This is a genomic window from Dactylosporangium sp. NPDC048998 (assembly GCF_043197855.1).
GTDB lineage: Bacteria > Actinomycetota > Actinomycetes > Mycobacteriales > Micromonosporaceae > Dactylosporangium.
Map to the genome: position 1 here is coordinate 348,236 of NZ_JBICTV010000005.1, position 20,598 is coordinate 368,833.

Annotated in this window: 28 protein-coding genes; 15 read left to right on the top strand and 13 right to left on the bottom strand. The window is 70.0% G+C overall.

All coding sequences use genetic code 11. From position 1 onward, the window contains the following. Window positions 1–9 precede the first annotated feature (9 nt). Window positions 10–288, bottom strand: a complete 279-nt coding sequence (locus ACGFI8_RS15345; protein WP_392804731.1) for a type II toxin-antitoxin system Phd/YefM family antitoxin — start codon at window positions 286–288, stop codon at window positions 10–12. A 211-nt stretch (window positions 289–499) separates the two neighbouring features. On the opposite strand from ACGFI8_RS15345, the gene ACGFI8_RS15350 reads away from it, so the two are divergent. Beyond that, window positions 500–703, top strand: coding sequence for a hypothetical protein (locus tag ACGFI8_RS15350; RefSeq protein WP_392804734.1), 204 nt, complete (start codon window positions 500–502; stop codon window positions 701–703). 395 nt (window positions 704–1,098) lie between these two features. On the opposite strand, the gene ACGFI8_RS15355 is transcribed toward ACGFI8_RS15350, so the two are convergent. The 4 genes from ACGFI8_RS15355 to ACGFI8_RS15370 form a co-directional block, all read right to left on the bottom strand. Continuing rightward, a complete protein-coding gene (locus tag ACGFI8_RS15355) occupies window positions 1,099–1,656 on the bottom strand; it encodes a DUF1349 domain-containing protein (protein WP_392805389.1) in 558 nt (185 codons plus the stop codon). Window positions 1,657–1,785: 129 nt separating this feature from the next. Continuing rightward, a complete protein-coding gene (locus ACGFI8_RS15360) occupies window positions 1,786–2,121 on the bottom strand; it encodes an XRE family transcriptional regulator (RefSeq protein ID WP_392804737.1) in 336 nt (111 codons plus the stop codon). Further along, entirely contained in the window at window positions 2,118–2,495 is a 378-nt protein-coding gene (locus ACGFI8_RS15365) for a type II toxin-antitoxin system RelE/ParE family toxin (RefSeq protein ID WP_392804739.1), read from the bottom strand. Before ACGFI8_RS15365 ends, ACGFI8_RS15360 begins: the two co-directional genes overlap by 4 nt. A gap of 352 nt (window positions 2,496–2,847) precedes the next feature. Further along, complete coding sequence (locus ACGFI8_RS15370) at window positions 2,848–3,300, bottom strand: hypothetical protein (RefSeq protein ID WP_392804742.1); 453 nt, start codon at window positions 3,298–3,300, stop codon at window positions 2,848–2,850. A gap of 149 nt (window positions 3,301–3,449) precedes the next feature. Between ACGFI8_RS15370 and ACGFI8_RS15375 the strand changes: the two genes are divergently transcribed. After that, window positions 3,450–4,079, top strand: coding sequence for a TetR/AcrR family transcriptional regulator (locus ACGFI8_RS15375; RefSeq protein ID WP_392804745.1), 630 nt, complete (start codon window positions 3,450–3,452; stop codon window positions 4,077–4,079). A gap of 85 nt (window positions 4,080–4,164) precedes the next feature. On the opposite strand, the gene ACGFI8_RS15380 is transcribed toward ACGFI8_RS15375, so the two are convergent. After that, window positions 4,165–5,361 (bottom strand): NAD(P)/FAD-dependent oxidoreductase, encoded by a 1,197-nt coding sequence (locus ACGFI8_RS15380; RefSeq protein ID WP_392804747.1) that lies wholly within the window; start codon window positions 5,359–5,361, stop codon window positions 4,165–4,167. 93 nt (window positions 5,362–5,454) lie between these two features. Beyond that, the gene (sigJ, locus tag ACGFI8_RS15385; RefSeq protein WP_392804750.1) at window positions 5,455–6,399 is read right to left on the bottom strand and encodes an RNA polymerase sigma factor SigJ; all 945 of its coding nucleotides are present in this window, start codon (window positions 6,397–6,399) and stop codon (window positions 5,455–5,457) included. Window positions 6,400–6,547: 148 nt separating this feature from the next. Here sigJ and ACGFI8_RS15390 point away from each other — a divergent pair, with 148 nt between their 5' ends. The 3 genes from ACGFI8_RS15390 to ACGFI8_RS15400 are packed head-to-tail and all read left to right on the top strand — an operon-like array spanning window position 6,548 to window position 8,268. Beyond that, complete coding sequence (locus tag ACGFI8_RS15390; protein WP_392804753.1) at window positions 6,548–7,207, top strand: hypothetical protein; 660 nt, start codon at window positions 6,548–6,550, stop codon at window positions 7,205–7,207. Next, window positions 7,200–7,766, top strand: coding sequence for a hypothetical protein (locus ACGFI8_RS15395; protein WP_392804756.1), 567 nt, complete (start codon window positions 7,200–7,202; stop codon window positions 7,764–7,766). Before ACGFI8_RS15390 ends, ACGFI8_RS15395 begins: the two co-directional genes overlap by 8 nt. 28 nt (window positions 7,767–7,794) lie before the next feature. Further along, window positions 7,795–8,268 carry a hypothetical protein gene (locus tag ACGFI8_RS15400; RefSeq protein WP_392804759.1) on the top strand — a complete coding sequence of 158 codons (474 nt, stop codon included), beginning with the start codon at window positions 7,795–7,797 and terminating at the stop codon, window positions 8,266–8,268. A gap of 15 nt (window positions 8,269–8,283) precedes the next feature. Here the strand turns inward: ACGFI8_RS15400 and ACGFI8_RS15405 are convergent, their stop codons facing one another. From ACGFI8_RS15405 to ACGFI8_RS15415, 3 genes are all read right to left on the bottom strand, one after another. Then, the gene (locus ACGFI8_RS15405; RefSeq protein WP_392804762.1) at window positions 8,284–9,087 is read right to left on the bottom strand and encodes a poly-gamma-glutamate hydrolase family protein; all 804 of its coding nucleotides are present in this window, start codon (window positions 9,085–9,087) and stop codon (window positions 8,284–8,286) included. Between the two features lie 177 nt (window positions 9,088–9,264). Continuing rightward, complete coding sequence (locus ACGFI8_RS15410; RefSeq protein ID WP_392804765.1) at window positions 9,265–10,302, bottom strand: hypothetical protein; 1,038 nt, start codon at window positions 10,300–10,302, stop codon at window positions 9,265–9,267. Next, window positions 10,299–10,817 (bottom strand): SigE family RNA polymerase sigma factor, encoded by a 519-nt coding sequence (locus tag ACGFI8_RS15415; protein WP_392804768.1) that lies wholly within the window; start codon window positions 10,815–10,817, stop codon window positions 10,299–10,301. Before ACGFI8_RS15415 ends, ACGFI8_RS15410 begins: the two co-directional genes overlap by 4 nt. A 106-nt stretch (window positions 10,818–10,923) precedes the next feature. On the opposite strand from ACGFI8_RS15415, the gene ACGFI8_RS15420 reads away from it, so the two are divergent. The 4 genes from ACGFI8_RS15420 to ACGFI8_RS15435 all read left to right on the top strand — a co-directional run bounded on the left by ACGFI8_RS15420 (window position 10,924) and on the right by ACGFI8_RS15435 (window position 12,924). After that, complete coding sequence (locus tag ACGFI8_RS15420; RefSeq protein WP_392804771.1) at window positions 10,924–11,442, top strand: RNA polymerase sigma factor; 519 nt, start codon at window positions 10,924–10,926, stop codon at window positions 11,440–11,442. Next, window positions 11,439–11,894, top strand: coding sequence for a hypothetical protein (locus ACGFI8_RS15425; RefSeq protein ID WP_392804774.1), 456 nt, complete (start codon window positions 11,439–11,441; stop codon window positions 11,892–11,894). Before ACGFI8_RS15420 ends, ACGFI8_RS15425 begins: the two co-directional genes overlap by 4 nt. Window positions 11,895–12,030: 136 nt before the next feature. Then, entirely contained in the window at window positions 12,031–12,486 is a 456-nt protein-coding gene (locus tag ACGFI8_RS15430) for a pyridoxamine 5'-phosphate oxidase family protein (RefSeq protein WP_392804776.1), read from the top strand. Between the two features lie 126 nt (window positions 12,487–12,612). Next, window positions 12,613–12,924: a hypothetical protein gene (locus ACGFI8_RS15435; RefSeq protein ID WP_392804777.1), complete on the top strand. Its 312-nt coding sequence runs from the start codon at window positions 12,613–12,615 to the stop codon at window positions 12,922–12,924. Between the two features lie 24 nt (window positions 12,925–12,948). Here ACGFI8_RS15435 and ACGFI8_RS15440 read toward each other — a convergent pair whose 3' ends face one another. Continuing rightward, a complete protein-coding gene (locus ACGFI8_RS15440) occupies window positions 12,949–13,923 on the bottom strand; it encodes a zinc-binding alcohol dehydrogenase family protein (protein ID WP_392804779.1) in 975 nt (324 codons plus the stop codon). A 91-nt stretch (window positions 13,924–14,014) separates the two neighbouring features. Further along, window positions 14,015–14,695, bottom strand: coding sequence for a GPP34 family phosphoprotein (locus tag ACGFI8_RS15445; RefSeq protein ID WP_392804781.1), 681 nt, complete (start codon window positions 14,693–14,695; stop codon window positions 14,015–14,017). A 118-nt stretch (window positions 14,696–14,813) separates the two neighbouring features. Here ACGFI8_RS15445 and ACGFI8_RS15450 point away from each other — a divergent pair, with 118 nt between their 5' ends. The 5 genes from ACGFI8_RS15450 (at window position 14,814) to ACGFI8_RS15470 (ending at window position 18,757) form a co-directional block, all read left to right on the top strand. Continuing rightward, complete coding sequence (locus tag ACGFI8_RS15450; RefSeq protein ID WP_392804783.1) at window positions 14,814–15,104, top strand: hypothetical protein; 291 nt, start codon at window positions 14,814–14,816, stop codon at window positions 15,102–15,104. Then, window positions 15,101–15,502, top strand: a complete 402-nt coding sequence (locus tag ACGFI8_RS15455) for a hypothetical protein (protein WP_392804786.1) — start codon at window positions 15,101–15,103, stop codon at window positions 15,500–15,502. The genes ACGFI8_RS15450 and ACGFI8_RS15455 overlap by 4 nt, the downstream gene beginning before the upstream one ends. 523 nt (window positions 15,503–16,025) lie before the next feature. Next, complete coding sequence (locus ACGFI8_RS15460; RefSeq protein ID WP_392804788.1) at window positions 16,026–17,360, top strand: hypothetical protein; 1,335 nt, start codon at window positions 16,026–16,028, stop codon at window positions 17,358–17,360. A gap of 43 nt (window positions 17,361–17,403) precedes the next feature. Beyond that, window positions 17,404–18,198, top strand: a complete 795-nt coding sequence (locus ACGFI8_RS15465; protein ID WP_392804791.1) for an alpha/beta fold hydrolase — start codon at window positions 17,404–17,406, stop codon at window positions 18,196–18,198. Further along, complete coding sequence (locus ACGFI8_RS15470) at window positions 18,191–18,757, top strand: TetR/AcrR family transcriptional regulator (protein ID WP_392804793.1); 567 nt, start codon at window positions 18,191–18,193, stop codon at window positions 18,755–18,757. The genes ACGFI8_RS15465 and ACGFI8_RS15470 overlap by 8 nt, the downstream gene beginning before the upstream one ends. A gap of 68 nt (window positions 18,758–18,825) precedes the next feature. Here ACGFI8_RS15470 and ACGFI8_RS15475 read toward each other — a convergent pair whose 3' ends face one another. Continuing rightward, window positions 18,826–19,635 carry a helix-turn-helix transcriptional regulator gene (locus ACGFI8_RS15475; RefSeq protein ID WP_392804795.1) on the bottom strand — a complete coding sequence of 270 codons (810 nt, stop codon included), beginning with the start codon at window positions 19,633–19,635 and terminating at the stop codon, window positions 18,826–18,828. A gap of 197 nt (window positions 19,636–19,832) precedes the next feature. Here ACGFI8_RS15475 and ACGFI8_RS15480 point away from each other — a divergent pair, with 197 nt between their 5' ends. Then, a complete protein-coding gene (locus ACGFI8_RS15480; protein WP_392804798.1) occupies window positions 19,833–20,591 on the top strand; it encodes a nuclear transport factor 2 family protein in 759 nt (252 codons plus the stop codon). The last annotated feature ends 7 nt before the right edge of the window (window positions 20,592–20,598 follow it).

Below are 20,598 nucleotides of genomic sequence, written 5' to 3' on the forward strand. Positions count from 1 at the left end.
CCGGTGCGCTCACCTGCGCGTCGGTCGTCCGCTCCGACTCCCTGCCAGCTCATGCTCCTCGACCTGGCCCTTACGGTGCCGCTCGATGGCGGCCTCCAGTCGTCGTGCGTTCGCCGGGCTGGCCTGCAAGTATGCCGCCTCGCGCAGTGATTCGTACTCGCGTAGAGAAATGACGACCATCGGGTCGTGGCCGACGCGAGTGATCACAGCTGGTTCGGCGTCTTCCTCGACGCGGTTGAGGGTAGCTGCGAAGTTCTGGCGCGCTTCGCTGAACGTAACGTGACGCATGACATTTCCTCTCCGCATGTACAACCCACTGGTCATCGAGTGCGTCACGTTCGGCAGGGGGCGCGAACGTCACCATGGCTGAGGCGCTCTCACGGATCGGGCCGACCGCCGCGGCGCCCCGAACTTCACGTGGCAGCCCCCGTGCCGAAAACTGAGGGTGGCGAGCGGATTAGCCCTCCGTGCCTGACGACACGCCGATAGTGTCACCGGCATGACCATGAGTATCTCTATCACGCTCGACGACGAGCTCGGCGCAGCGCTGAACGCCGTGGTGGCTGGCGGGAGCCGGTCGGTGGTGGCTGAGGCTATTCGTGAGTACCTCGACCGCAAGGCTGTGGCTACCGCGGCAGCCTGGCATGCGTCCCTCGAGGGCGAGGACGCCGCCGCGTTTGCTGAGTTCAACGCCGCGTGGTAGCCCGGACCGCGCCACTGTCGCGAGGCGACGTTGTCGACAATGCCCTCAGCAGCAGGCGTATCCGGTTGTGGTGCTGATCCCACGACCGAGCCGATGGTGATATGCCTGGCATCCTGCTGCCCTTGCCGGCGAACCTGGCCGGAGGTGGCACCATCGACCTGTCGCGCATCCGTTTCGGGGACCCCGCGGCGTTCGGCCACCGTCACGGTCGCATCTCAGCCACCCTGGCGAGCCAGGTCGACCGAGGCCTTCGCCGTCTGCCTGCGCTTTAGCAGTCCAGCTTTAGCAGCCCACCACACGTTGAGCGCCCGCTGACTGCACCGACGACATCGCCGGGCATTGATTCAAGGGCAACAAGCACGAGCGCGTCTCGCTGATCGGCGTCGTCCTCTGCGTTACTCGAGGCCGTCCCGGGGGATCGGCGGCCCGATCCGGAAGTCCCGGAATGTGGCTTCCAACCCGGCGCGCTCCGGCGAGCAGCACATGACGCCGACGTCCACAGTGGAGGGTAGGTCGAGATGGCTGAGGCGCAGTAACTGCCACGGGCCGTCGGCGCTGCGGTAATGCACTGTCAGCGCCGCACCGAATCGGGTGACGCGCATCGAAACCTCGCCAGGAGACCCTGTGATCGGCGTCATCGATACGTCCGAGAACTCCCGTGTAACGACCGTGCTGATCTGAACGGCGCCCGACGTAACCTCCAGGCCGCTCTTCAACCAGTTGCGCTCGTCGGCCCGGACCATCATGCCGGCCTGGTCGAACCGTGTTGTGTGCGCGGCGGACACGACAACCTCGGCACTGAAGTCACCGGTTGCCGGTCGGTGGAAGAAGTGCCCGTTATCGGTGGTCCAGCCGTAGAACGTCTCGCGCCAGAAGTCGGTCCTCAACTCCGTGACCGCGCGAAGGACGCCGCCCTCCAGTGACCAGTCGCTCGGCTCGTTCAACCAGGCCATGGTCTCAAGCACAGCGAAGAGTGTAACTGCCCCCCCGGCATGCGCGCAGACCCGTACCTCCCCAAGCCGGCCGTCGTGCGGGGTTGACCGGTGGAGGCTACCTGCGACGTGCGGAACGAGTAGGCGATGTCAGGCCACGAGGTAACTGGAGTCGTCGAACTCGGCGGTGACCTTGAGCCTGCCGCCGAGGGCTTCAACGTAGGCGCGCAGAACGGACACGGAAACGGTGTCGAGCTTGCCGCGTTCGACGTCGGAGACGCGCGGACTGGACACGCCCATGGCTTCGGCGACTTCTCGCTGGGTCAGAGACCGATTACGCCGCACCTCGGCGAGCCGGAACGCATGGATCTCGTCGTCAAGCCGACGCTGAGCTGCGGCACGTTCGGCGTCGCTGCGCACGGGGTGCCCGGCGGCGCGGCGGGCCTCCTCCGCGCGGCGCTTGGCCTCATCCCAGGTGACAGTCATTCGTACTCCCTTGTTTCCAGCTCGGCCAGGTGGACGTCGTAGCGGTCGTCTGCCAACGGGATGGCGGTGTCGTACCAGCCGCGCCAGTTGCCGGACTTGTCACCTGCGACCAGCAGGACTGCTCGTCGCACCGGATCGAAGACGAACAGGATTCTGACTTCGCTTGAGCCAGTGGAGCCGGGCCTGAGCTCTTTCATGTTGTGATGGCGAGACCCATGGATCCGGTCGACCAGTGGGCGTCCGACCGTCGGACCGTCAGTGCTGAGTCGGTCGACAGCGTCCTCCACGAGGTCGGCCGTGCCAGGATCGTTCTTGGTCAGGTCGACGAACCATTCAGCGACCTCCTCGACCAACAGGATCTGCCAGGTTGCCACGACCCATGTTAACGCAGAGGTTAAGCTGTCGGCGACCCTATGCGGCGCCGCCACCGAGAGGCCGTTCAGGGTCCGAGCTGCCAGGTCCGGCCCCGCTCCCGCCGCACGACCGCGACGAGCCCGACCGCGCCAAAGGCGATCGTCGTCCTCAGCTTCCCGCAAGCCGCGGCGAGTTGCCCGTCTCGGCCGGATAGCGGGCCTGGGTTTCCGGGTGGGCGGGAGTCTGCAGTGCCACGATCCGGCCGCGGGAGCCGGTGTAGATCTCGTCGGGTTGATCGGTGACACCGTCCGAGCATCGAGGCCCCGCGCATGCCCGCGTGGCCGATGTTCCGAGGCGCCACACGTTTGGCGGTCAGCTCGCCCTTCTCCACAGCAGTGCGACTGCTGCGAGGCCGGGGATGCAAGGAAGGACCTGAAGCCAGCCCAGTAGCGGCGCAAGACCGACCTCACCGGAGGTGTCCTTGACGGTCACGGCCATGAGCGCGAGGCAGGCCGCAATCGCGAATACGCCGGTTGCCAGCCAGGGGGCCCAGCCTTTGCCGACGCGGACCGCCCGGGCGGTGCCGAGCCAGCTGAGGAGTCCCAGTACCCCTACCGCGGACAGGATCACCGTGTACGCGGTGACGGCGGCGTTGATCTCGCCCGGGCCGTAAGCCGGGTAACCCTTCCGGACGTGGTCTGCCAAGACAGTCGTAGTGGCCTGGTCGACGAATGGGGAGAGGGCAGCGATCACCGTGAGCCCGGCACCGACGTACATCGTGGCGAGGGCTACCTGGTTGGCCGGTTTCCTTGCCAGCTCTGTCACGGCATGAGTCCTTCCATGGGGGGCGGGTTGGCACCCTTAGAGACAGTCACTTTCAGATTGCGAGTGACTCTAGATCGCCTCTTACGGAGAGTCAATGCCAAACTGAGAGTCACTATCTGGAGCGTGTGACTTCCTGGTACCCTCGTCGCATGACCGGGCTTCGTGAGCGCTGGCGGCGCAAAGCCATGCGCACCATCCAGGAACGCGCTCTCGACCTGTTCGACGAGCGAGGGTTCGGCGCCGTCACGATCGAGGAGATCGCAGCCGCGGCCGAGGTCTCGCCGTCATCGGTGTACCGCTACTTCGGCACCAAGGAAGGACTCATCGTCGCTGATGAGTTCGACACCATGAGCCAGGAGATGCTCGAACAGATCCTGGATCCCGGGGATCCGGTCGGCAGCCTGCTTCGGGCCGTCCGTGCGTACGAATCCGCACCGGAACCAGCCCTTCACTCCGAGGACGTGGAACGAGACTCGCGGGCCGCGAGAAGCCCGTGGCGCAGGGTTCGGTACTTCTTCACCGAACCATCGGTGCGTATGGCCGCCTACGCGACGCTCGACCGGGCAGGCCAACGGATCGCTCCGCTGATCGCGGCCTCCGGAGAGCTGAGCGAGACGCAGGCGCGCGTGATCGCGAACGCCCTCGTTTTCGGCTACTTCGCCGCACTCGAGCGGTGGTACCTCGACGGGGGCGACCGTCCCATCGCCGACTACGTCGAGGAAGGCATGCGGCCGTTGCGCAGCATATGGTCGCCGTCGGACCCCGCACATCTCGCATGACAACTGTACGCACTACGCGTCACGCCCGTCGACCACGTTCGAAGCGGGCGCCCTCGATGCGAGGGCGCCCGCTTCGTTTCGTGCTCTACGCCAGCGCCTTGACGACCGAGCCCGCCACAGCCTGCTCCCGCGTGACGCGGCGGCGCCGGGTCGGCAGCCCGAACGTCGGGTTGGCGACGCCCCAGGCGGCGCCCTTGCAGACCAGCTCCTTGTAGACGGCGGCGAGCCGTCCGGTCAGGATCGCCCGCACGGCGCGGTCGTCGGCGGTGACGTACTGGATCAAGCCCTCCTTGCGGCCCAGCGAGATGCACTGGTTGAAGTAGCGGATCGGCGCGTTCGGGAGCTTCCCGTCGCTCAGGCGGGCCGCGATCGCGTCGGCGGCCTGCCACGCGGCCAGAGTTCCCGAGGCGCACGACATCCGCAGCGGCTTGTCCCCGGGACCCATCGCCATGGCCGCGTCGCCGACGGCGTACACGTCCGGGTGCGAGACCGAACGCATGGTCCCGTCGACCACGATCTGGCCGGTGCTCGTGACCTCCAGGGTGGTCGCCTTCGCGATCGGGTGTACCGCGAAGCCGGTGGTCCACACGGTGACCGCAGCCGGGATGGCGTTGCCGTCGGCGGTGGCGACGCGGTCGGCCTCGACACCGGTGACGGCCTCGTGCTCGTACACGGTGATACCGAGCTTGCCGAAGACCTTCCGCAGGTGCTCGCGGCCCTGAGGTGAGAGCCAGTCGCCGAGGCCGCCGCGGGCGACGAGGGCGACCTCGAGGTCCGGGCGGGCCTCGGCGATCTCGGTCGCGGCCTCCACGCCGGTGAGGCCGCCGCCGACAACGACCACGGTCTGACCGGCGTCGAGGCGGGCCAGGCGCTCGCGCAGCCGGAGTGCTCCGGGGCGGCTGGCGATCTCATAGGCGTGCTCGGCGGTCCCGGGGACGCCTTGGTCGTTCCAGCCGCTGCCGAGGGCGTAGACGAGCGTGTCGTAGGCCAGTTCCTCGGCGCCGTTCGCGTCGATGACGGCGACGGTCTTGCGGTCGACGTCGATGCCGGTGACCGTCGCGAGCCTCAGTTCGACGCCGGTGCCCGCGAACATCTCGCTGAATGGCCGGGGCTTGAGGTCCTGGCCGGTCGCCAGCTGGTGCATGCGGACGCGTTCGACGAAGTCGGGCTCGGCGTTGACGAGAGTGATGGCGACGTCCTCTCGGCGCAGTCGCTTGGCGATGCGGCCGGCGGCGATGGCTCCGGTGTATCCGGCTCCGAGAACGATGATGCGGTGCTGCATTTCCCTGCTCCTGTCTTGCGCGGGCTTGCCACTCGAACCGGGCGGCCCGCCGTTTCCTGACAGGAACGCGATGTGAAGCACCTCACATGGCGGCTAGAAGGCGTTGAACAGCGGCTCCCCGTGGTCGGTTGACGCCCAGTGCGCGGTCGCGCGTTCGAGCTTGTCGGGGTTGACCTGGTTGCGGAACGCGGCGATGCCCTCGGCGGTGACCTCCAGGCACATGACGCCGACGACCCGGCCGTCCACGACGGCCACGACGGCGGGGTCGCCGTTGGCGGTCCAGGCGTAGACCTCGGGCGAGCCGCCGACCAGGGCACGCTTGGCCTCGCCGGGTTTGAGCAGGCCCCACAGGAACTTCGCGACCGCGACGGCGCCCTCGAACGCCTTGGCGCGGGCCGGGACCTTCCCGCCGCCGTCGCCGATCGAGATGGCGTCCTCGGTGAGCAGGCGCACGAGCGGCTCGGTCTGGCCGCTGGCGGCGGCCGCCAGAAACTCCTTGACGATCCGCCGGGCGGCGGCCTCGTCGATCTCGGTGCGGACCTTACCGTCCGCGACATGCTGCTTGGCGCGGTGGAAGATCTGCTGGCTGGCGGCCTCGGTGATGTCGAGGATCTCGGCGATCTCCCGGTGTGGGTAGTCGAAGGCCTCCCGCAGTACGTACACCGCCCGCTCGTTGGGGGAGAGGCGCTCCATGAGGGTGAGGACCGCGTACGAGACCGATTCGCGCTGCTCGACGGTGTCGGCCGGACCGAGCATCGGGTCGCCGGCGAGCAGCGGCTCGGGAAGCCATTGACCCACATAGGTCTCGCGACGCGCCCGTGCAGAGGTGAGCTGGTTGAGGCAAAGGTTGGTCAGGACTTTCGTCAGCCAGGCCTCGGGAACCTCGATGCGGTCGATGTCGGCGGCCTGCCAGCGCAGGAACGTCTCCTGCACGGCGTCCTCGGCCTCCCCGGCGGAGCCGAGGAGGCGGTAGGCCATGGCCTCCAGGCGCGCCCTGGATGCCTCGAACCGCTCGACGTCGTCCGCGGTCAAGGGCATGGCCCGATGGTAGCCCGCGCGCCGCGATGGAGCCCTTCACGCCCTACGCAGCACTGGCGAAGAACGCGTCCAGCGGTCGGCAGTGAATCGGGACCAGTGCACCTTGCGCGGTACTGTCACCATTGTGGTCATCCACAGGGGTGACTGCATGAACGAGTTCCGGCACCGGCTGGAGGCGGCCGTCCGCGCCACCGATGCCGTGCGGCAGCGACTCCCGGCCGCCGTTGCCGGCATCGACCATCCCCGCGTCCGCGAAGCGAAGTCCTTCCTGAATCAGGCCTGGGGGCTGCTGGTCACCGCGGCTGGGATCGGCCGCAACCCGCTGCGGCGCCCCGACGGCTCGACCAGCGTCCTCGGCCTCGTCGCGCAGGTCCTCGCCATGGGGGCGGTCATGGCGGGCATCGCCGCAATGGTCCAGGCCTGGCACCCGCTGACCTACGGCTGGCAGATCACGGTGGGCATGACCGTCTACGCGGCGTCCGTTCCGCTGTACTGGATCATGATGGGTCTCGACCGGCGGCTCGGCGGTCGGGTCCGTCGGATCGCCGACCCATCGGCCACCCCGGCGACGTTGGCCGGGCTGCGCGACGCCATCGGCCTCGCCCGGCGCGAGCTCGGTGCCGCCGTACTCGCGTACCTGTCGAGCACCGCCCCGGTCCCGCCGGATGCCGCGTACCTGCGTTGGGCCACTGAGCGCGATCGGACCCTGGCGGCGCTCGCGTACGCCGATCTCGCGCTGTGCACCGCCGCCGACGGCATCGGCGAATGGCTCGCCACCAGCGCGGCGGCCGAGGTGGACGATGTCTGAGGAGTTCAGCAACGCACGGCTCGCCCGGGCGTGCCGCCGCCTCGGCGCCGACCTGATCGGTGCGATGGGGCTGCTGCAGCACCAGCAGTGGACCGGCGACCCGACCGGCAACCCTTCGATCGCGGCGCTGTACCGGGCCTACAGCTTCATCGAGGAAGCCGCCCGGCTGGCCGACGGCCCGCCGCCACCGGCGAGCCGGCGCACGTTCCTGACGTCGCTCGGCGGGCTCGTGGTGCTCGTCGCCGTGTTCGTCGGCACGCTACAGCCGGTGGGCGCGGTCGTGGGTCCCGTTCTCGCCGTACCGCTGTCGTTCGCCGCCGGTACCGTCGCCTACACCGTCGTCGGGTCCGCCATCGTCGCGGTAACCGGCCGGCAAGAGCGTGCGCGCCTGCCCGTTCCCGCCCCGCCCCGCTTCGACCTCTGGATCGCGCTGATCGACGACATCATCGTGCTCGGCCGGCCGTCCGGTCCCCGGATCGTCGGCCACCTGGAGGACGCGCGGTGGTGGATCGTCGAGGCGACCCGGGTCTACGCATCGGAACAGACGCGACCGGCCTGACGCCTCGAAGACCATGCGGCGGTACGACATGATCGTCCTGACCGACGTCGACAACGACGCGATCGTGCACGTCTACGACGGTGACGAGCTCGTCGCGCTACCCAAACGGCCGTCGACCTGGGGATCTATCGTTTCGTTCGACGAGCAGTACCGCGCCGATGGCCTGCCCCCTTCGCCGGGGGACCGGCTGACCACCACGTGGCTGGGTCCCGATGCCCTGGTACGGGTACGGGACGCGTTCACCGGCGAGGAACTGTTCGCCGCGGCCGAGTTCACGCAACGCGCCGACGGCGACAGCTGGGTATTCCGCGACACGGTCAGCGGTGCCGAGGCGCGCCACTGCTCACCGGTCGTTCAGCCCGATCAGAGGTCGTCGCTGCCTGCCCGGCTGCGCGCCGCCGTCCGGCCAGTCGGCATCGACGTCTTCCTCGCCGGCGTGGCGCACCTGCGCGCCCTGTTCACCGCATCGGTACAGACCGGCCGGCCCGTGTTCTGGCACTGACCGTCGGCATTCGCGTCACTGCAGGGCTGCGCGCACCGCGTTCACGAACTGCCAGAAGGTTGTCGTGGTGGTGTTCTTGCGCTGCGCCCGGGTGTTGGTGGTGAACATCGCCGTCCGCAGTGGTGTGGTGAGTTCCAGTTGTACGCCGCTGCCGGTGAGCGTGCGGTTGACGATGTTCGCTGGGTCGTCGCCGCCGAGTGCGGGGACGCTGGCCGCGTCGTATGCCTGGATGCCGGCGGTTGCGAGGTTGGTGAGCATCCGATTCTTCAGGGTGGTGTGCAGTCCGCCGACCATGACCGCCGCCGTACTGTCGGTGAGGCCGGCCTGGGCCGGGGTGCAGCCGTGCAGCGACACGGCGCGCCGGGCGCCGGCCGCCAGCGCCACTGCGACGGGGTCGTCGCAGTGGGTCGCCGTGACGTGCAGTGGGCCGTTGTTCGACGCGCGGATGCCCTCGAACATCCAGTAGTCGTAGGTCGGTCCGCCGGCTGGTTGGGCCGATCCGGTGGCCGGGTGGTAGCCGGCGACGGCCACGCAGAGCTCCGAGGCGCCCGGTTCGATGCCGCCGCCGTGCAGGGCGAGGACGACCGTGTCCGGGAACGGGTAGCTGGCCGCATCGCTGTCATCGATCGCCTCGTGCCGGCGGTACCGGCGGGCGTAGTCCACGCCTTCGGCGAGCGTGGGGTCGGCATAGAGGGCAGTGTTGGAGGCATAGGTGTCGGCGGCGTACGCGGCAGTCGGTGCGAGCGCGACGGAGGCGGCCGGCGCGGCGGCCATCGCGCCGATCGCGCCCAGGACCGTGCGGCGACTGAATGTGGTCACTTCTTGGCTCCCCGTAATATCGACGTCTGAGTCGAGAGCCTACGTGGCCGGTGCGGTCCTACGGAAGCCCGTCAACGTCCGGCCACATCGGGGCTGGCACCCCGCGCCAGGTGGATTGGTACCGCAGAGCGCTCGACCAGGACGTAAAGGTCCGGGTGGATCGCGATCATATCGGCGTCACTGTCCGGGCGGGCCCAGGCTGATCCACTCGGCCGCGCCGGGGATGTCGATTTCCGTGGTCGCGGTGATGGTGCCATCGGTGCTCAGGGTGAGCACCTTCCCGGCGTCCGTGGCGAGCAGCTGGGTGTCGCTCACCCACACGGCGTCGTACGCGAAGGGCCGGCTCTGTCCCGTGGAGACGTCGATGAGCTGCCAGTCTCTTCGCAGCTCGTCGGCGTTGGCGATGACGTATCGGCCGCTTGGTGACCAGGAGAACGGGCTGGACGGCATCGCCTTGACCGGCAGGGACCGGGTCGGTGCGCCGGTCGCGGCGTCGAACAGCTGCAGGCGGCTGACCTTCTCGGCGGACTCGCCGCCGCTGCGGTCAGCGATGGCCATGACGATCTCCCGCCCGTCCCGGCTCCAGCTGTACGTGCACTGGCTGCAGTCGTACCGGCTCACGTCGACCCAGTGCTTGCTCACCGTGCCCGTCCGGGCGTCGACGACGGCGAATCCGCTCTCGAAGGGCTCCTTCTGGCTGGCCCGGCCAACCAGCCGGTCGCCCGCCGGAGACCATCGGTAGTCGCCGCCGAGGTTGGTGTCGTTCACGGTGACCGGCTGGGTGTCTCGTACGCCCATCACCTGAATCGGCTCCGGCGTGGCGTCGAGCAGGATCCGGTCGCCGACCGGTGCGGGCAGCACCGCCCTCTTTCCCTCCGTCGAGACGTACTCGCCGGTCGCGCGGTCGAGGACCCGAGTTCCGGTGCCGGTGACGACCCAGCCGCCGGCGAGTCCGGTTGATCCCGGGTCGCGGGCGGTGCCGGAGGCCGCCGGTACTTCAGGCGCCGGCGAGCCGCCCGGCCGGGAGATGACTGCCCAGGGCAGGACGATCGCCGCGACCGCCAGGAGTGCGCCGCCCGCGCCGGTCAGCCGGCGGCCCCGGCGGATGCGCCGCCCGCGGGCGATGGAGGCGCTGACAAGGGCGGCCGAAGGCGCCTTCATCTCGTCGGCCATCTCGTCGATCGTCTCGTGGAGAAGCTGGTCGAAGCGCATCATCGCCGTCCTCCCACGGGGTCGGAGGACCAGTCGAGCTGGGGTACCAGATCGCGGAGCTTGGCCAGGGCCCGCGACGCCTGGCTGGCGACGGTTCCCTGGCGGCACGACAACACCGCCGCCGTCTCTTCGACGCTGAGGTCCTCGAAGTAGCGCAGGATCAACACGGCCCGCTGGCGCGGCGGCAGCGTCTGGAGTGCGTCACGCAGCAGCAACCGCAGGGCGGTGTCGGACTCCATGTACCGGCCGCCGGCGTGATCCGGCGGCTTCGCCACCGTGATCTCGGCTCGGCTGCGCGGGCTGCGCCGTCCCGACACGAAGTCGTTGTAGATCATTCTACGGAGATAGGGCTCCGGTTCGTCGATGCGTCGCCAGCGGGCGAACGCCTTGGCCAGGGCGGTCTGGACCAGGTCCTCCGCAGCGTGCCGATCGCCGGTCAGGGCGTACGCCGTTTTCAGCAGTGTATGGGCGCGCTCCGTGACGAAGGCCGCGAACTCGGCCTCCTGGGATGTCTCCACTGCGGGCACCTCCTTTGCCCCTATCCACGCAGGGGGCGCTCGAAAGTTTGCACGAAAAATGAACCTGCACGGCGCGGGCCGCGACTGAACAGGCGAAGGAGGGCAGATGGCCGATGAGTTGTTGGTGGTTCGCTGCCAGTTGGGCGAACGTGAAGCCTTCGCCGAGTTGATACGGGCGTGGCATCCGGCGATCGAGCGGTACGTCGGGCGGATGCTGACCGGGCCCGACGACGACGTTGTGCAAGAGGTATGGCTGGCGGTCTTCAAGGGGCTGCCGCGGCTGCGGCAGCCGGACCGGTTCGCCCCCTGGCTCTTCGGCATCGCTCGCCGGGCTGTGATGAACCGGCTGCGTGACGTCTATGCACGCCCCGAGCCCGAGTTGGTCGGCGACGTGCCGGGAGCCGACGAGGCGGAAGCGGTGGTCGATCGGGAGACGCTCGGTGGCGTGCTGGCGGCGCTTCCGGCCCGGGAACGGGAGGTACTGCTGCTGTTCTATCTCGAGGATCTGCCGCTGGACGTGTGCGCACAGATTTGCGCCGTGCCGGTCGGCACCATCAAATCGCGGCTCAACCGGGCAAGGAAGTTGTTGCGCCGCGAGCTGGCGCGGAAGGGGTACGAAGCATGACGCCCGAAGACCTGCTCAAGCGGCTCGACGCGCCGTTGTCGCTGCGTAAGAGGGTCGGATACGTGACGCTGGCACTCACCGGGCTCGCCGGCAGCGGCCTGATCGGGCTGCTGTGGGCGACGGAGCCGGGGCTGCCGCCACGGACGAAGGTCGCGTTCGCGGTACTGGTGGCGATCGGGCTGTGCTGGGCGGTTTTCGGCGGCTGGGCCGTGACCCGCAGGACGCCGATGTTCGCCCGGGATCGGGTCGTGGCCGGCTGGCTCGGACTGGGCGCCTGGCTGCTGTTCACCGTCGGTGCGCTGGTCATCACCACCCTGCGGCACAAGCTCGCGCCATCGTTGGTCGTCGTGGTATTGGCGTTGGGCGTCCTGGCCATCGCCAATCTGCGCACCGCCCGCCGGAGGAGGGCGGCTCTGCTACGACGCAAGGAAGAGCTGAGCCGGCTTCCATGAGCCGCGAGCTGCGCTCAACGTTCACCACCTGCGTGAGGCCCGTGTGTCGGTGTCGTGGGGCTCCGCGGCGGTGGCGTACGAAACGGGTTCCTCAGGGTCGGCGGCCAGGTCGAGGCGGCGGTGCGACCATGGGCGTATGACGGCGTGGCAGGACGTCGAACGGGCAGTGCCGGAGCTCGCGCACCGGGTGCGGACGCTGTTCGACGCGCACCGGCACAAGACCATCGCGACCTTGCGAGCCGACGGGTCGCCGCGGATCTCCGGGATCGAGGCGGTCTTCGAGGGCGGCGAACTGGTCTTCGGCTCGATGCCGAACGCGCGCAAGGGCGCGGATCTCCGCCGGGATCCGCGGTTCGCCCTGCACAGCGCCACGGTCGACCCGATCGAGGGCGGCGAGGCGCTGTGGCCGGGCGAGGCGAAGATCTCCGGCCGGGCGATCGCCGCCGGACCGCTCAGCGAGGGGCCGGACGGCGACCTCTTCCGCGCCGACGTCGCCGAGGTCGTGTACACGCACCTCAACGACGAGGCCACGATGCTCGTCGTCGAGTGGTGGACGCCCGCGTACGGGCTGCGAAGGGTCGAGCGCGAGTAACCTCCGGCGTCGCGGGGCGTCGTCCCGGCACCGCGGGACGCGGGTCTCTGGCTGCGGGAACGTGCCGTGCCGATGCTGAGAGCCGGGTCGCGGCACTCGCGGCCCGGACCACGTTGGAGGGCATCCATGACCGCTTCGAGATGGCGCGTCCTTGCCGGGATCGTCGCGTTGCTCGGCGCCGGGCTCGAGCAGCTCGCCCAGTTCGTCGTCGCACCGGCCCACCTGTCCGGCGGCTCCGCGGCCGAGCAGGTCGCCGCCGCGGCCGCGCACGAGGCACGCATGCAGGCGTCGGTCTGGCCCGACCTGCCGATCCTGCTCATCATCCCCGCCGCGCTGTACCTCGGCCACCTCGCCCAGGCGCGGACGTCCCGGCTGCACGCGACCGACCGGGCCGAGGTGATCGTGAAGGCGCGCCGGGCCGGCCTCGGCAACGCCTAGGGCCGCCCGTCCCGGTCGACCAGGTCAGGCGCGGACGACCACCATCTTGCCGCCGGCCTCGCCGGCCTCCATCACCCGATGCGCCTCGCGTACCTCGTCGAAGCCGAACACGCGTGACGGCTTCGCCCTGAGGCGGCCGGCCGCGACGTCCGCCGCGATTTTCTGCAACGGTACGTCCGACAGCGGGAATCCGGGTTTGCCGAATACGAAGCTGCCGAAGAAGGTCAGGTAGACCCCGCTGGCCATCTGCAGCAAGGGGTTGAAGTCGGCGATCGGGTCGAGGCCACCCAGCCAGCCGGCCAGGCAGGCCCGGCCGCCCCGGCGCAGCATGTCCAGCGAGTCGAGGATGGTGCTGTTGCCGACGAGGTCGAGCACCGCGTCGAGCCGTTTGGCCTCGGCGATCCGCATGGAAAGATCCGGCCTCTCCAACTCGGCGCGGTCCGCGCCGAGCTCCTCCAGCATGGCGAAGCGCTCGCGCTTGCGCGTGGTCGCGATCACCCGCACGCCGGCGTTCACCGCGAGGTTGATGGCGGCCTGGCCGAACGAGGACGTACCGCCGCGGATGACCAGCGTCTGCCCGCGGGTGATCTCCAGGTTGCGGAACAGGCAGGTCCAGGCGGTCGCGTAGGTCTCCGGGATCGCGGCGAGCTCGGCCCAGGGCAGATCGGACTCGATGAGCGCGACGTTCGACGCCGGCGCCCGGGTGTACTCGGCATAGCTGCCGTTGATGGTGCGCCCGAGGCCACCCATCAGCGCCGCGACCTTGGCACCGACCGGGAACTCGCCGCCGGGGCAGGCCTTCACCAGCCCGACGCACTCGATGCCGCTCACCTGCGCGGCCTCGGCCCACTCACCCCGGCGCATGTGCATTTCGGCGTGGTTGATGCCGAACGCCTTGATCTCGATGACGACCTGACCGGGCATCGGCTCGGGCTCCGGCAGGTCCTTGTACATCAGGCAGTCGGGTCCACCGAACTTCTCGATGACGATGGCACGCATCACGGCTCCCCGGAGGCAGGGCGACAGGCTCAGCGGCGCTTCCCGCAAACGCCTGGGCCAAACGCCGCACGGGGGGTGAGGCGCAGCCGGGTCAGCGCGGTGCGGTGCCGAGCGCGAGCTGAATGGCACTCACCAGCACGGCGACCACGAGCGCGACCGACGGGCGGATGGAGGACTCCTCCATGCTCACCGAGCCGGTGAAGCCGGCACGGTCGCCGATCTGCTGCAACCGCTGGTGGGCCGTCACGGCGTCGGCGCCGCTCAGGCCGAGCGCGGGCGCCATCCGCACCGCCGCGACGAGCGTCGCCAGCGCCGCCGTCCGCTCGTCGGGCATCTCGTCTCCGATCAGCGCCCGGCTCAGGCGGGCCCGGACCTCGGCCTCCACCGTGGGATCGACGGTGGGGTACCGGTGGACGTGGATGAAGCCCATCGTGGTCTCGTCGACGTCGCAGACCACGCCGCGGTCGCAGAGGTCGGCGAGGACCCGGTCGCGCAGCCCGTGCCGCAGCCGCTGCACCCAGGAGGCGGGCGAATGCGGCGTGTCGGCGGCGACGCGGGCCAGCACCTCGTCGGCGATCGGTTCGCCGATCGGCGACGGCTCGGTGACGACGATTGTCCCGTCGACATAGACGATCCTGCCGGCCAGCGCCAGCTCGACCAGCACGGCGGCGGCCATGCCCAGGTCAAGGCCGATGTGGGAGCCGGTGGCCTTGCCCGACTCGTCATCGTAGGCGAGCAGGAGCAGCTCCTCGGCCAACGCAATGGAACCCATGGCCTGGAACGTTAGCGTGCGCCGGCCAGAACCTGTATCCACATGTCAGCCGCTCCTTCGCTCGGCCGCCACTCGGCCTTCGGGTGGCACATGTTCATACTGATGTAGGCTGTTTGGTATGACGGTCAGGATCACCGTATCGCTGCCGGACGACATTGCCGGTCCGCTGAAGGACCTGCCCGCCGGTCAGGTGTCGGCGTACGTGGCGGAGGCACTGCGGCGCCGGCAGCTCGTCGAGCAGACGCAGGACGCGCTGACCGGGGCCGGGCACCGACGGTTCACGCCCGACCCGTCCGAGGCCGCGGCGCTGCGGGATCAGCTGCGTGTGCCTCGTGAGGTGCGGGACGAGGCGGTGCGCCGCCTGCAGTCCGAGGGCATCCTGCCCGCTGACTGGCAGCCGCGCCGGTGATCGTCGAGGCGGTGCTCGACAGCGGTGCGCTGATGGCGTACGTGCACGGTGTCGACCGGGTCGGTGAGCTGCTGTTCCGGGCGGCCGAGGACAGTTTCGCGGTGGCGATTCCGAGCACCTGTCTCGTGGAGGCCTATCAAGCGCTGCGGTTCGATGACGAGTTCGACGTGTTGCGAGTGCTGCGGCTGCTGCCGGTCGTGCTGGTCGACGAGCCGCGGGCGGATGTGAATGGGCCGGACGATCTGCCGATCATCGGCGGCATGGCGGCGAGGGCGGGACGCATCGGCGCCGGTCATGCGGCGTTGACGGCGGCCAGTCATTCGGCTGCGGTCTACACGTCGCTGCCGCAGCAGATCGAGGCGGTGCTGGGCAAGGCCTGGCCGGTCGTGGAGGTGTAGCCGCATCAGGCGATGCTCTGGCAGGGGTTGCCGTCGATGGTGCACGCGGTCGGGGCGGCGTCCAGCGGGGTCGCGCCGATCACGGCGGCGGCGAACCTCCTGCCGGGAACCCCGGGTCGGATTCAGCGTCCGCGCGGGCGCCGGCTCGGCTCGTACCGGCGCCCGGGCCCGCGTCCGCGCGGCGCGACGCACGCGGCGTGCGTCACCCCCGTCGCCGCGGCGCAGGGCCGCGGGGCGAGAGCCAGCCCCCACCGCCCGGCCACGGCCCGCGCCAGCCTCACCAGGACCCGTCGCACCCGCATGCCGGACAGTCTCGTCCGCGCCAGCTGAGGCGCCGCTGAACCGGGCTGAGGAGCGGCTCAGGAGCGGCGCGCGGCTCGGCTTCTTACGGGTCATGGAACAACTGGCGATGAAAGTCGATGAACACCCGCCGAACGGCGGTTCCCAGGGTTCGGGCGGTATGCAAGCATCCACGGCAGTGGAGGCCGGACGTGCGTGGCGACCTGGGAGCGGACCGGAATTGGTGGAGCGGATCATCGTCCCGTTCGAGGGGCCCGGCGCCGGGACCGGGCCGCTGGCCTGGGGGCAGCAGCAGGTCTGGGCGGCGATGACGGAGATCGACTCGTCGATGAGCATGGGCGGCGCCGTCGCCGTCACCGACGGGCGGACCGTCGAGGACATCGCCGGGGAACTGCGCTTCTTCATGAGCCGGTACGCGGCGATGCGGACGCTGCTGCGCTTTTCCGGCGACGGCACGGTGACGCAGGAGGTGTTCGCGTCCGGAGAGGCCGTGCTGGAGCTCGTCGACACCGCCGGCGACGAGGACCCGGCGGCGGTGGCCGAGGCGCTGGCCGCCGAGTGGCGCGAGCGCAAGTTCGACTACGCCGAGGAGTGGCCGCTGCGGATGGGCGTGGTCCGCCACGACGGGGCCGTCGCCCACGTCGTCGCGCTGATCTGCCACATCGCGGCGGACCTCGGCGGGATCGCGGTGATGCTGCGTGAGCTGGCCGGGCGCGACCCGGCGACGGGGGAGCCGGCCGGGCCGTACGAGGCGCTGCAGCCGCTGGACCTGGCCCGCCTGCAGCGGGAGCCGGCCGTGGCGCGGCAGACCGCGTCGGCGATGCGCTACTGGGAGTCGCACCTGCGCACGATCCCGGCCAGCCTTTTTCCGGGGCCGGTCGAGCGGGGCGAGCCGACGTACTGCCGGGTGCGGTGGCAGTCGCGGGCGATGCACCTCGCCTCCGAGGCGCTGTCGGCCCGGCTCGGCGCCGACCCGGCGTGGGTGCTGCTCGCGGCGTTCGCCACCGGGCTGGAGCAGGTACTGCCGGGCAGCGGGCCGTTCGTCGCGATCGGGATCATCAGCAACCGGTTCCGGCCGGCGCTGCGCGACGTGGTGAGCCCGGTGACCCAGGACGGCCTGTGCGTGCTCGACGTCGCCGGGGTCTCCGCCGCCGACGCGGTGGCCCGGGCCCGGGCGGCGTCGATGAGCGCGTCGAAGTACGCCTACTACGACCCCGAGGCCCGCGCGGAGCTCACCGAGCGCATCGCCCGGGAGCGCGGCGAGCACCTCGACCTGACCTGCCTGTACAACGACCGGCGCACCGCACGGCCCCCGGACGGCGGGTCCGCGCCGGCCGGAGGCGACGAGGTGCGCGCGGCGCTGGCCGAGACCCGGGTGGTGTCCGAGGAGCCGCTGCGGTCGCTGGGCCCCAAGCTCATGGTCACCGTCGAGGACGTGCCGGACGTGGTACGGATGATCGTGGAGGTCGACACCCGGTACCTGTCGCTGCCGGACCTGCGCGAGCTGCTCCACCGGATGGAGACGTTCGTGGTAGAGGCGCTCGTGGCGGAGGCCTGAGTCATGCTTGACACCCGAGGCTAATGGCATTAGCTTTTTGGCTATGACGATGAGCTTTGTGCACGAGAACGGGAACATCGCGTACGACGACAGCCTCGGTGGCGGGCCGCTGGTGCTCTGCCTGCCCGGCCTCGGGGTCACCCGGCGCACCTTCGAGCCCTTCGTGCCCCGTCTGGTCGCGGCCGGCTACCGGGTCGTCACCATGGACCTGCGCGGCGAGGGCGAGACCGACGCCGTCTGGGCCGACTACTCGCCCGAGGCGATCGCCCGCGACGCGATCGCGCTGCTGCGCCACCTCGACGCCGGGCCCGCCGTGCTGTTCACCAACTCCTACACCGGCTCCAGCGCGATCTGGGCCGCGGCCGAGGCGCCCGAGTTGTTCGGTGCGATCGTGCTGTCCGACCCCTTCGCCCGGGTCATGCCGCGGCCGAACCCGTTCATGCGCGCCGCGATCTGGGCGGTGCAGACGTTCCGGCCGCTGTGGGTCGCGTACTGGGCCTCGCTGTACAAGACCGGGAAGCCCGACGCGGGGGAGCGGGCGGCGCTGTCGGCGAACCTCGCCGAGCCGGGCCGGATGGACGCGCTGCGCGCCATGCTCGCCGCCGACGTGTCGGTGTGCGAGGCGCGCTCGGCCGAGGTGCGCACCCCGGCGCTGGTCGTGATGGGCTCGAAGGACCCCGACTTCCCGGACCCGGCCGCCGAGGCGCGGCTGATCGCCGGGCGGATCGGCGGCACGGTCGCGATGATCGAGGGCGCCGGGCACTACCCGCACTCCGAGTGCCCGGCGGAGACCGCCGACGCGGTGCTGGCGTTCCTGGGGCAGCGCGCGCATGCCTAGGGCCGGGCTGAGCCCCACCGCCGTCGTCGACGCCGCGCTGCGGGTCGTGGACGCGGGCGGGCCGGCGGCGCTCACCCTCGCCGCGGTCGCGGCCGAGTGCGGCGTCGCCACCCCGTCGCTGTACAAGCACGTGGCCGGCCTCGCCGAGCTGCGCGGCCGGCTCGCGGCGCGCATCCTCGACGAGTTCACCGCCACCGCCACGGCCGCGGTGCTGGGGCGCAGCGGGGACGACGCGCTGGAGGCGCTCATGCACGCGTACCACGCCTACGCCACCCAGCACCCGGACCGCTACGCGCTCGTCCCGCAGCGGCCGGACCCCGACCCGCTGGTCTCGGCCGCCGCGGGCCGCTTCATCGCCGTCGTCTTCGCCGTGTTCAAGGGCTACGACCTCGCCGACGACCAGGTCGTGCACGCGACCCGGGTCCTGCGCGCCGCGATGCACGGCTTCGCGGTCCTGCAGACCGAGGGCAGCTTCCAGATGGCCCAGGACGTGGCCGAGACCCACCGCGTGCTGGTCGAGACGATGAAAGCGGTCCGCACGGCGGCCGCTGACGCGTGAGGCACCGCAGCGCGGGCGCCGGTGCGGCTTGAGCAAGGCGCCCTCTGTGCGAGGACGCCGCGGGATGCTCAATCGCTCGTCGCGGCACCTCTGATGGACGTACGGAAGTCGATGGGCGTTTGGCCAGTGCGCTGGTGGAAGTACTTGTTGAAGTTGGTTGCGCTGTCGAAGCCGAGACGGGTGGCGACCTGGGCGGCGCTGTGGCTGGTGTGGGCGAGCATGCGCTTGGCTTCAAGGATCACGCGCTGGCCGATGACCTCTTTTGCGCCGACGCCGACCACCGCGACACTGGCCCGGGTCAGGGTGCGGGGAGAGTAGCCGAGCCTGGTGGCGTAGTCCTCGACAGTGCGAGTGATGGTGTACCGCTGCTCCAGGAGATCCCGGAACCGGCGGAAGATCTGAGTGTTGCCGTCGGGCTGTTCTGCCGGCATGACGGACTGGCTCAGCCGCAACAGCAGTGCGGCGAGCAGATGCCGCAGAGCGGCGAGGTGCTTGTGCGGCGGCATTGCGCCGTACGTGACGAACTCGGCGGTCAGGTGCTGGGCCGCTTGGTGCAGCACCTGCTGCTCGGCCATCTCCAGGTCGATCCGGGCAGGGGCGAAAGGATCATCGGCGCCTGTGGCTGAGATGGTGGCGGCGTCGAGGAACTCCTCCTGGAACAAGATGAGGGTGCCCTCGGTGCGGGCCAGGTCGCCCCATTGCAGGACCTGGCGTGGGCGTATCCAGAGCCACTCGCCGGCGACGAGGGTGTAGCCGGTGAAGTCGACGGTCTGCCGTAGCTGTCCGCGGTCGATGTTCACCAAATGGTGGAAGGCGGGGCGGTGCGGACGGGCGAGGCTCGCTGGTGTGGTGCGTGATCGCAGGGTGGCCAGCGTCATGACCTCGATCCCCGCCGGTGTGCCTGGGGGAGCGGCGTAGGCAACGTTCGCAACCGATCGCCGTTCATCGTGTCCGATTCTGACCATCATCTGTCTCCAACTCTCCCTGTTTGTAGGTACTCCCCTGGGTAGGGTCGACGCGTCGATGGGTGAAAAGCACCATAAGGCTCGAAGGCCGACCGGCCAAGGAGGAGATCATGAGCAGCCCGAAGGAGACCGTTCTCGCGGCGGCGAAGGAACTGTTCGGCGACAAGGATCCGTCTGCGGTCGACCGTTGGGTGGCCGCGGACTACAAGCAGCACAGCGCTTTGGCCGCCGACGGTCCGGAAGCGCTGCGTGGCCTGGTGGCAGGGTTGCCGGCGGCGTTCCGGTATGAGGGAGCGCGTGTCATCGCTGACGGCGACCTCGTGGCGTTGCACGGCGTCTACCACGGGTTCGGCCCGGACCCGTTGGTCGCTTTCGACATCTTCCGGGTCGCTGACGGCAAACTGGCCGAGCACTGGGACGCGCTGACGACGGTCGTTACGTCCACCGCATCGGGACGCTCGCAGATCGACGGGCCGACCCAGATCAAGGACGCGGACAAGACCGAGGCGAACCGGACGCTGGTGGCCGAGTTCGCGGAGAAGGTGCTCAGGGACGCCGACTACTCGGTGCTGACCGACTACATCTCCACCGAGACGTACCACCAGCACAACCCGGAGGCCGCCGACGGGCTGGCCGGGTTCGGCGCGGCCGCGGCGGAGTGGGCCGCGGACGGTAAGAACCTCGTCTACAAGACCATCCACAGGGTCATCGCCGAAGGTGACTTCGTCCTGCTGCAGTCTGAGGGCGAATTCGGCGTGCCGTGCGCCTACTACGACCTGTTCCGGATCGAGGACGGTCGGATCGTCGAGCACTGGGACGTCATCGCGCCCGTGCCGGACTCGCTGCCCCATGGCAACGGTCTGTTCTGACCTGGAG

Excerpts from the sequence above, each read along its gene's own strand:
- sigJ (WP_392804750.1), bottom strand. The coding sequence starts at position 6,399 with ATGCCCTTGACCGCGGACGACGTCGAGCGGTTCGAGGCATCCAGGGCG.
- ACGFI8_RS15430 (WP_392804776.1), top strand. The coding sequence starts at position 12,031 with ATGACGGCGTGGCAGGACGTCGAACGGGCAGTGCCGGAGCTCGCGCAC.
- ACGFI8_RS15465 (WP_392804791.1), top strand. The coding sequence starts at position 17,404 with ATGACGATGAGCTTTGTGCACGAGAACGGGAACATCGCGTACGACGAC.
- ACGFI8_RS15350 (WP_392804734.1), top strand. The coding sequence starts at position 500 with ATGACCATGAGTATCTCTATCACGCTCGACGACGAGCTCGGCGCAGCG.
- ACGFI8_RS15445 (WP_392804781.1), bottom strand. The coding sequence starts at position 14,695 with ATGGGTTCCATTGCGTTGGCCGAGGAGCTGCTCCTGCTCGCCTACGAT.
- ACGFI8_RS15400 (WP_392804759.1), top strand. The coding sequence starts at position 7,795 with ATGATCGTCCTGACCGACGTCGACAACGACGCGATCGTGCACGTCTAC.
- ACGFI8_RS15345 (WP_392804731.1), bottom strand. The coding sequence starts at position 288 with ATGCGTCACGTTACGTTCAGCGAAGCGCGCCAGAACTTCGCAGCTACC.
- ACGFI8_RS15480 (WP_392804798.1), top strand. The coding sequence starts at position 19,833 with ATGAGCAGCCCGAAGGAGACCGTTCTCGCGGCGGCGAAGGAACTGTTC.
- ACGFI8_RS15375 (WP_392804745.1), top strand. The coding sequence starts at position 3,450 with ATGACCGGGCTTCGTGAGCGCTGGCGGCGCAAAGCCATGCGCACCATC.
- ACGFI8_RS15355 (WP_392805389.1), bottom strand. The coding sequence starts at position 1,656 with ATGGCCTGGTTGAACGAGCCGAGCGACTGGTCACTGGAGGGCGGCGTC.
- ACGFI8_RS15475 (WP_392804795.1), bottom strand. The coding sequence starts at position 19,635 with ATGACGCTGGCCACCCTGCGATCACGCACCACACCAGCGAGCCTCGCC.
- ACGFI8_RS15360 (WP_392804737.1), bottom strand. The coding sequence starts at position 2,121 with ATGACTGTCACCTGGGATGAGGCCAAGCGCCGCGCGGAGGAGGCCCGC.
- ACGFI8_RS15395 (WP_392804756.1), top strand. The coding sequence starts at position 7,200 with ATGTCTGAGGAGTTCAGCAACGCACGGCTCGCCCGGGCGTGCCGCCGC.
- ACGFI8_RS15440 (WP_392804779.1), bottom strand. The coding sequence starts at position 13,923 with ATGCGTGCCATCGTCATCGAGAAGTTCGGTGGACCCGACTGCCTGATG.
- ACGFI8_RS15425 (WP_392804774.1), top strand. The coding sequence starts at position 11,439 with ATGACGCCCGAAGACCTGCTCAAGCGGCTCGACGCGCCGTTGTCGCTG.
- ACGFI8_RS15390 (WP_392804753.1), top strand. The coding sequence starts at position 6,548 with ATGAACGAGTTCCGGCACCGGCTGGAGGCGGCCGTCCGCGCCACCGAT.
- ACGFI8_RS15380 (WP_392804747.1), bottom strand. The coding sequence starts at position 5,361 with ATGCAGCACCGCATCATCGTTCTCGGAGCCGGATACACCGGAGCCATC.
- ACGFI8_RS15410 (WP_392804765.1), bottom strand. The coding sequence starts at position 10,302 with ATGATGCGCTTCGACCAGCTTCTCCACGAGACGATCGACGAGATGGCC.
- ACGFI8_RS15450 (WP_392804783.1), top strand. The coding sequence starts at position 14,814 with ATGACGGTCAGGATCACCGTATCGCTGCCGGACGACATTGCCGGTCCG.
- ACGFI8_RS15435 (WP_392804777.1), top strand. The coding sequence starts at position 12,613 with ATGACCGCTTCGAGATGGCGCGTCCTTGCCGGGATCGTCGCGTTGCTC.
- ACGFI8_RS15470 (WP_392804793.1), top strand. The coding sequence starts at position 18,191 with ATGCCTAGGGCCGGGCTGAGCCCCACCGCCGTCGTCGACGCCGCGCTG.
- ACGFI8_RS15420 (WP_392804771.1), top strand. The coding sequence starts at position 10,924 with ATGGCCGATGAGTTGTTGGTGGTTCGCTGCCAGTTGGGCGAACGTGAA.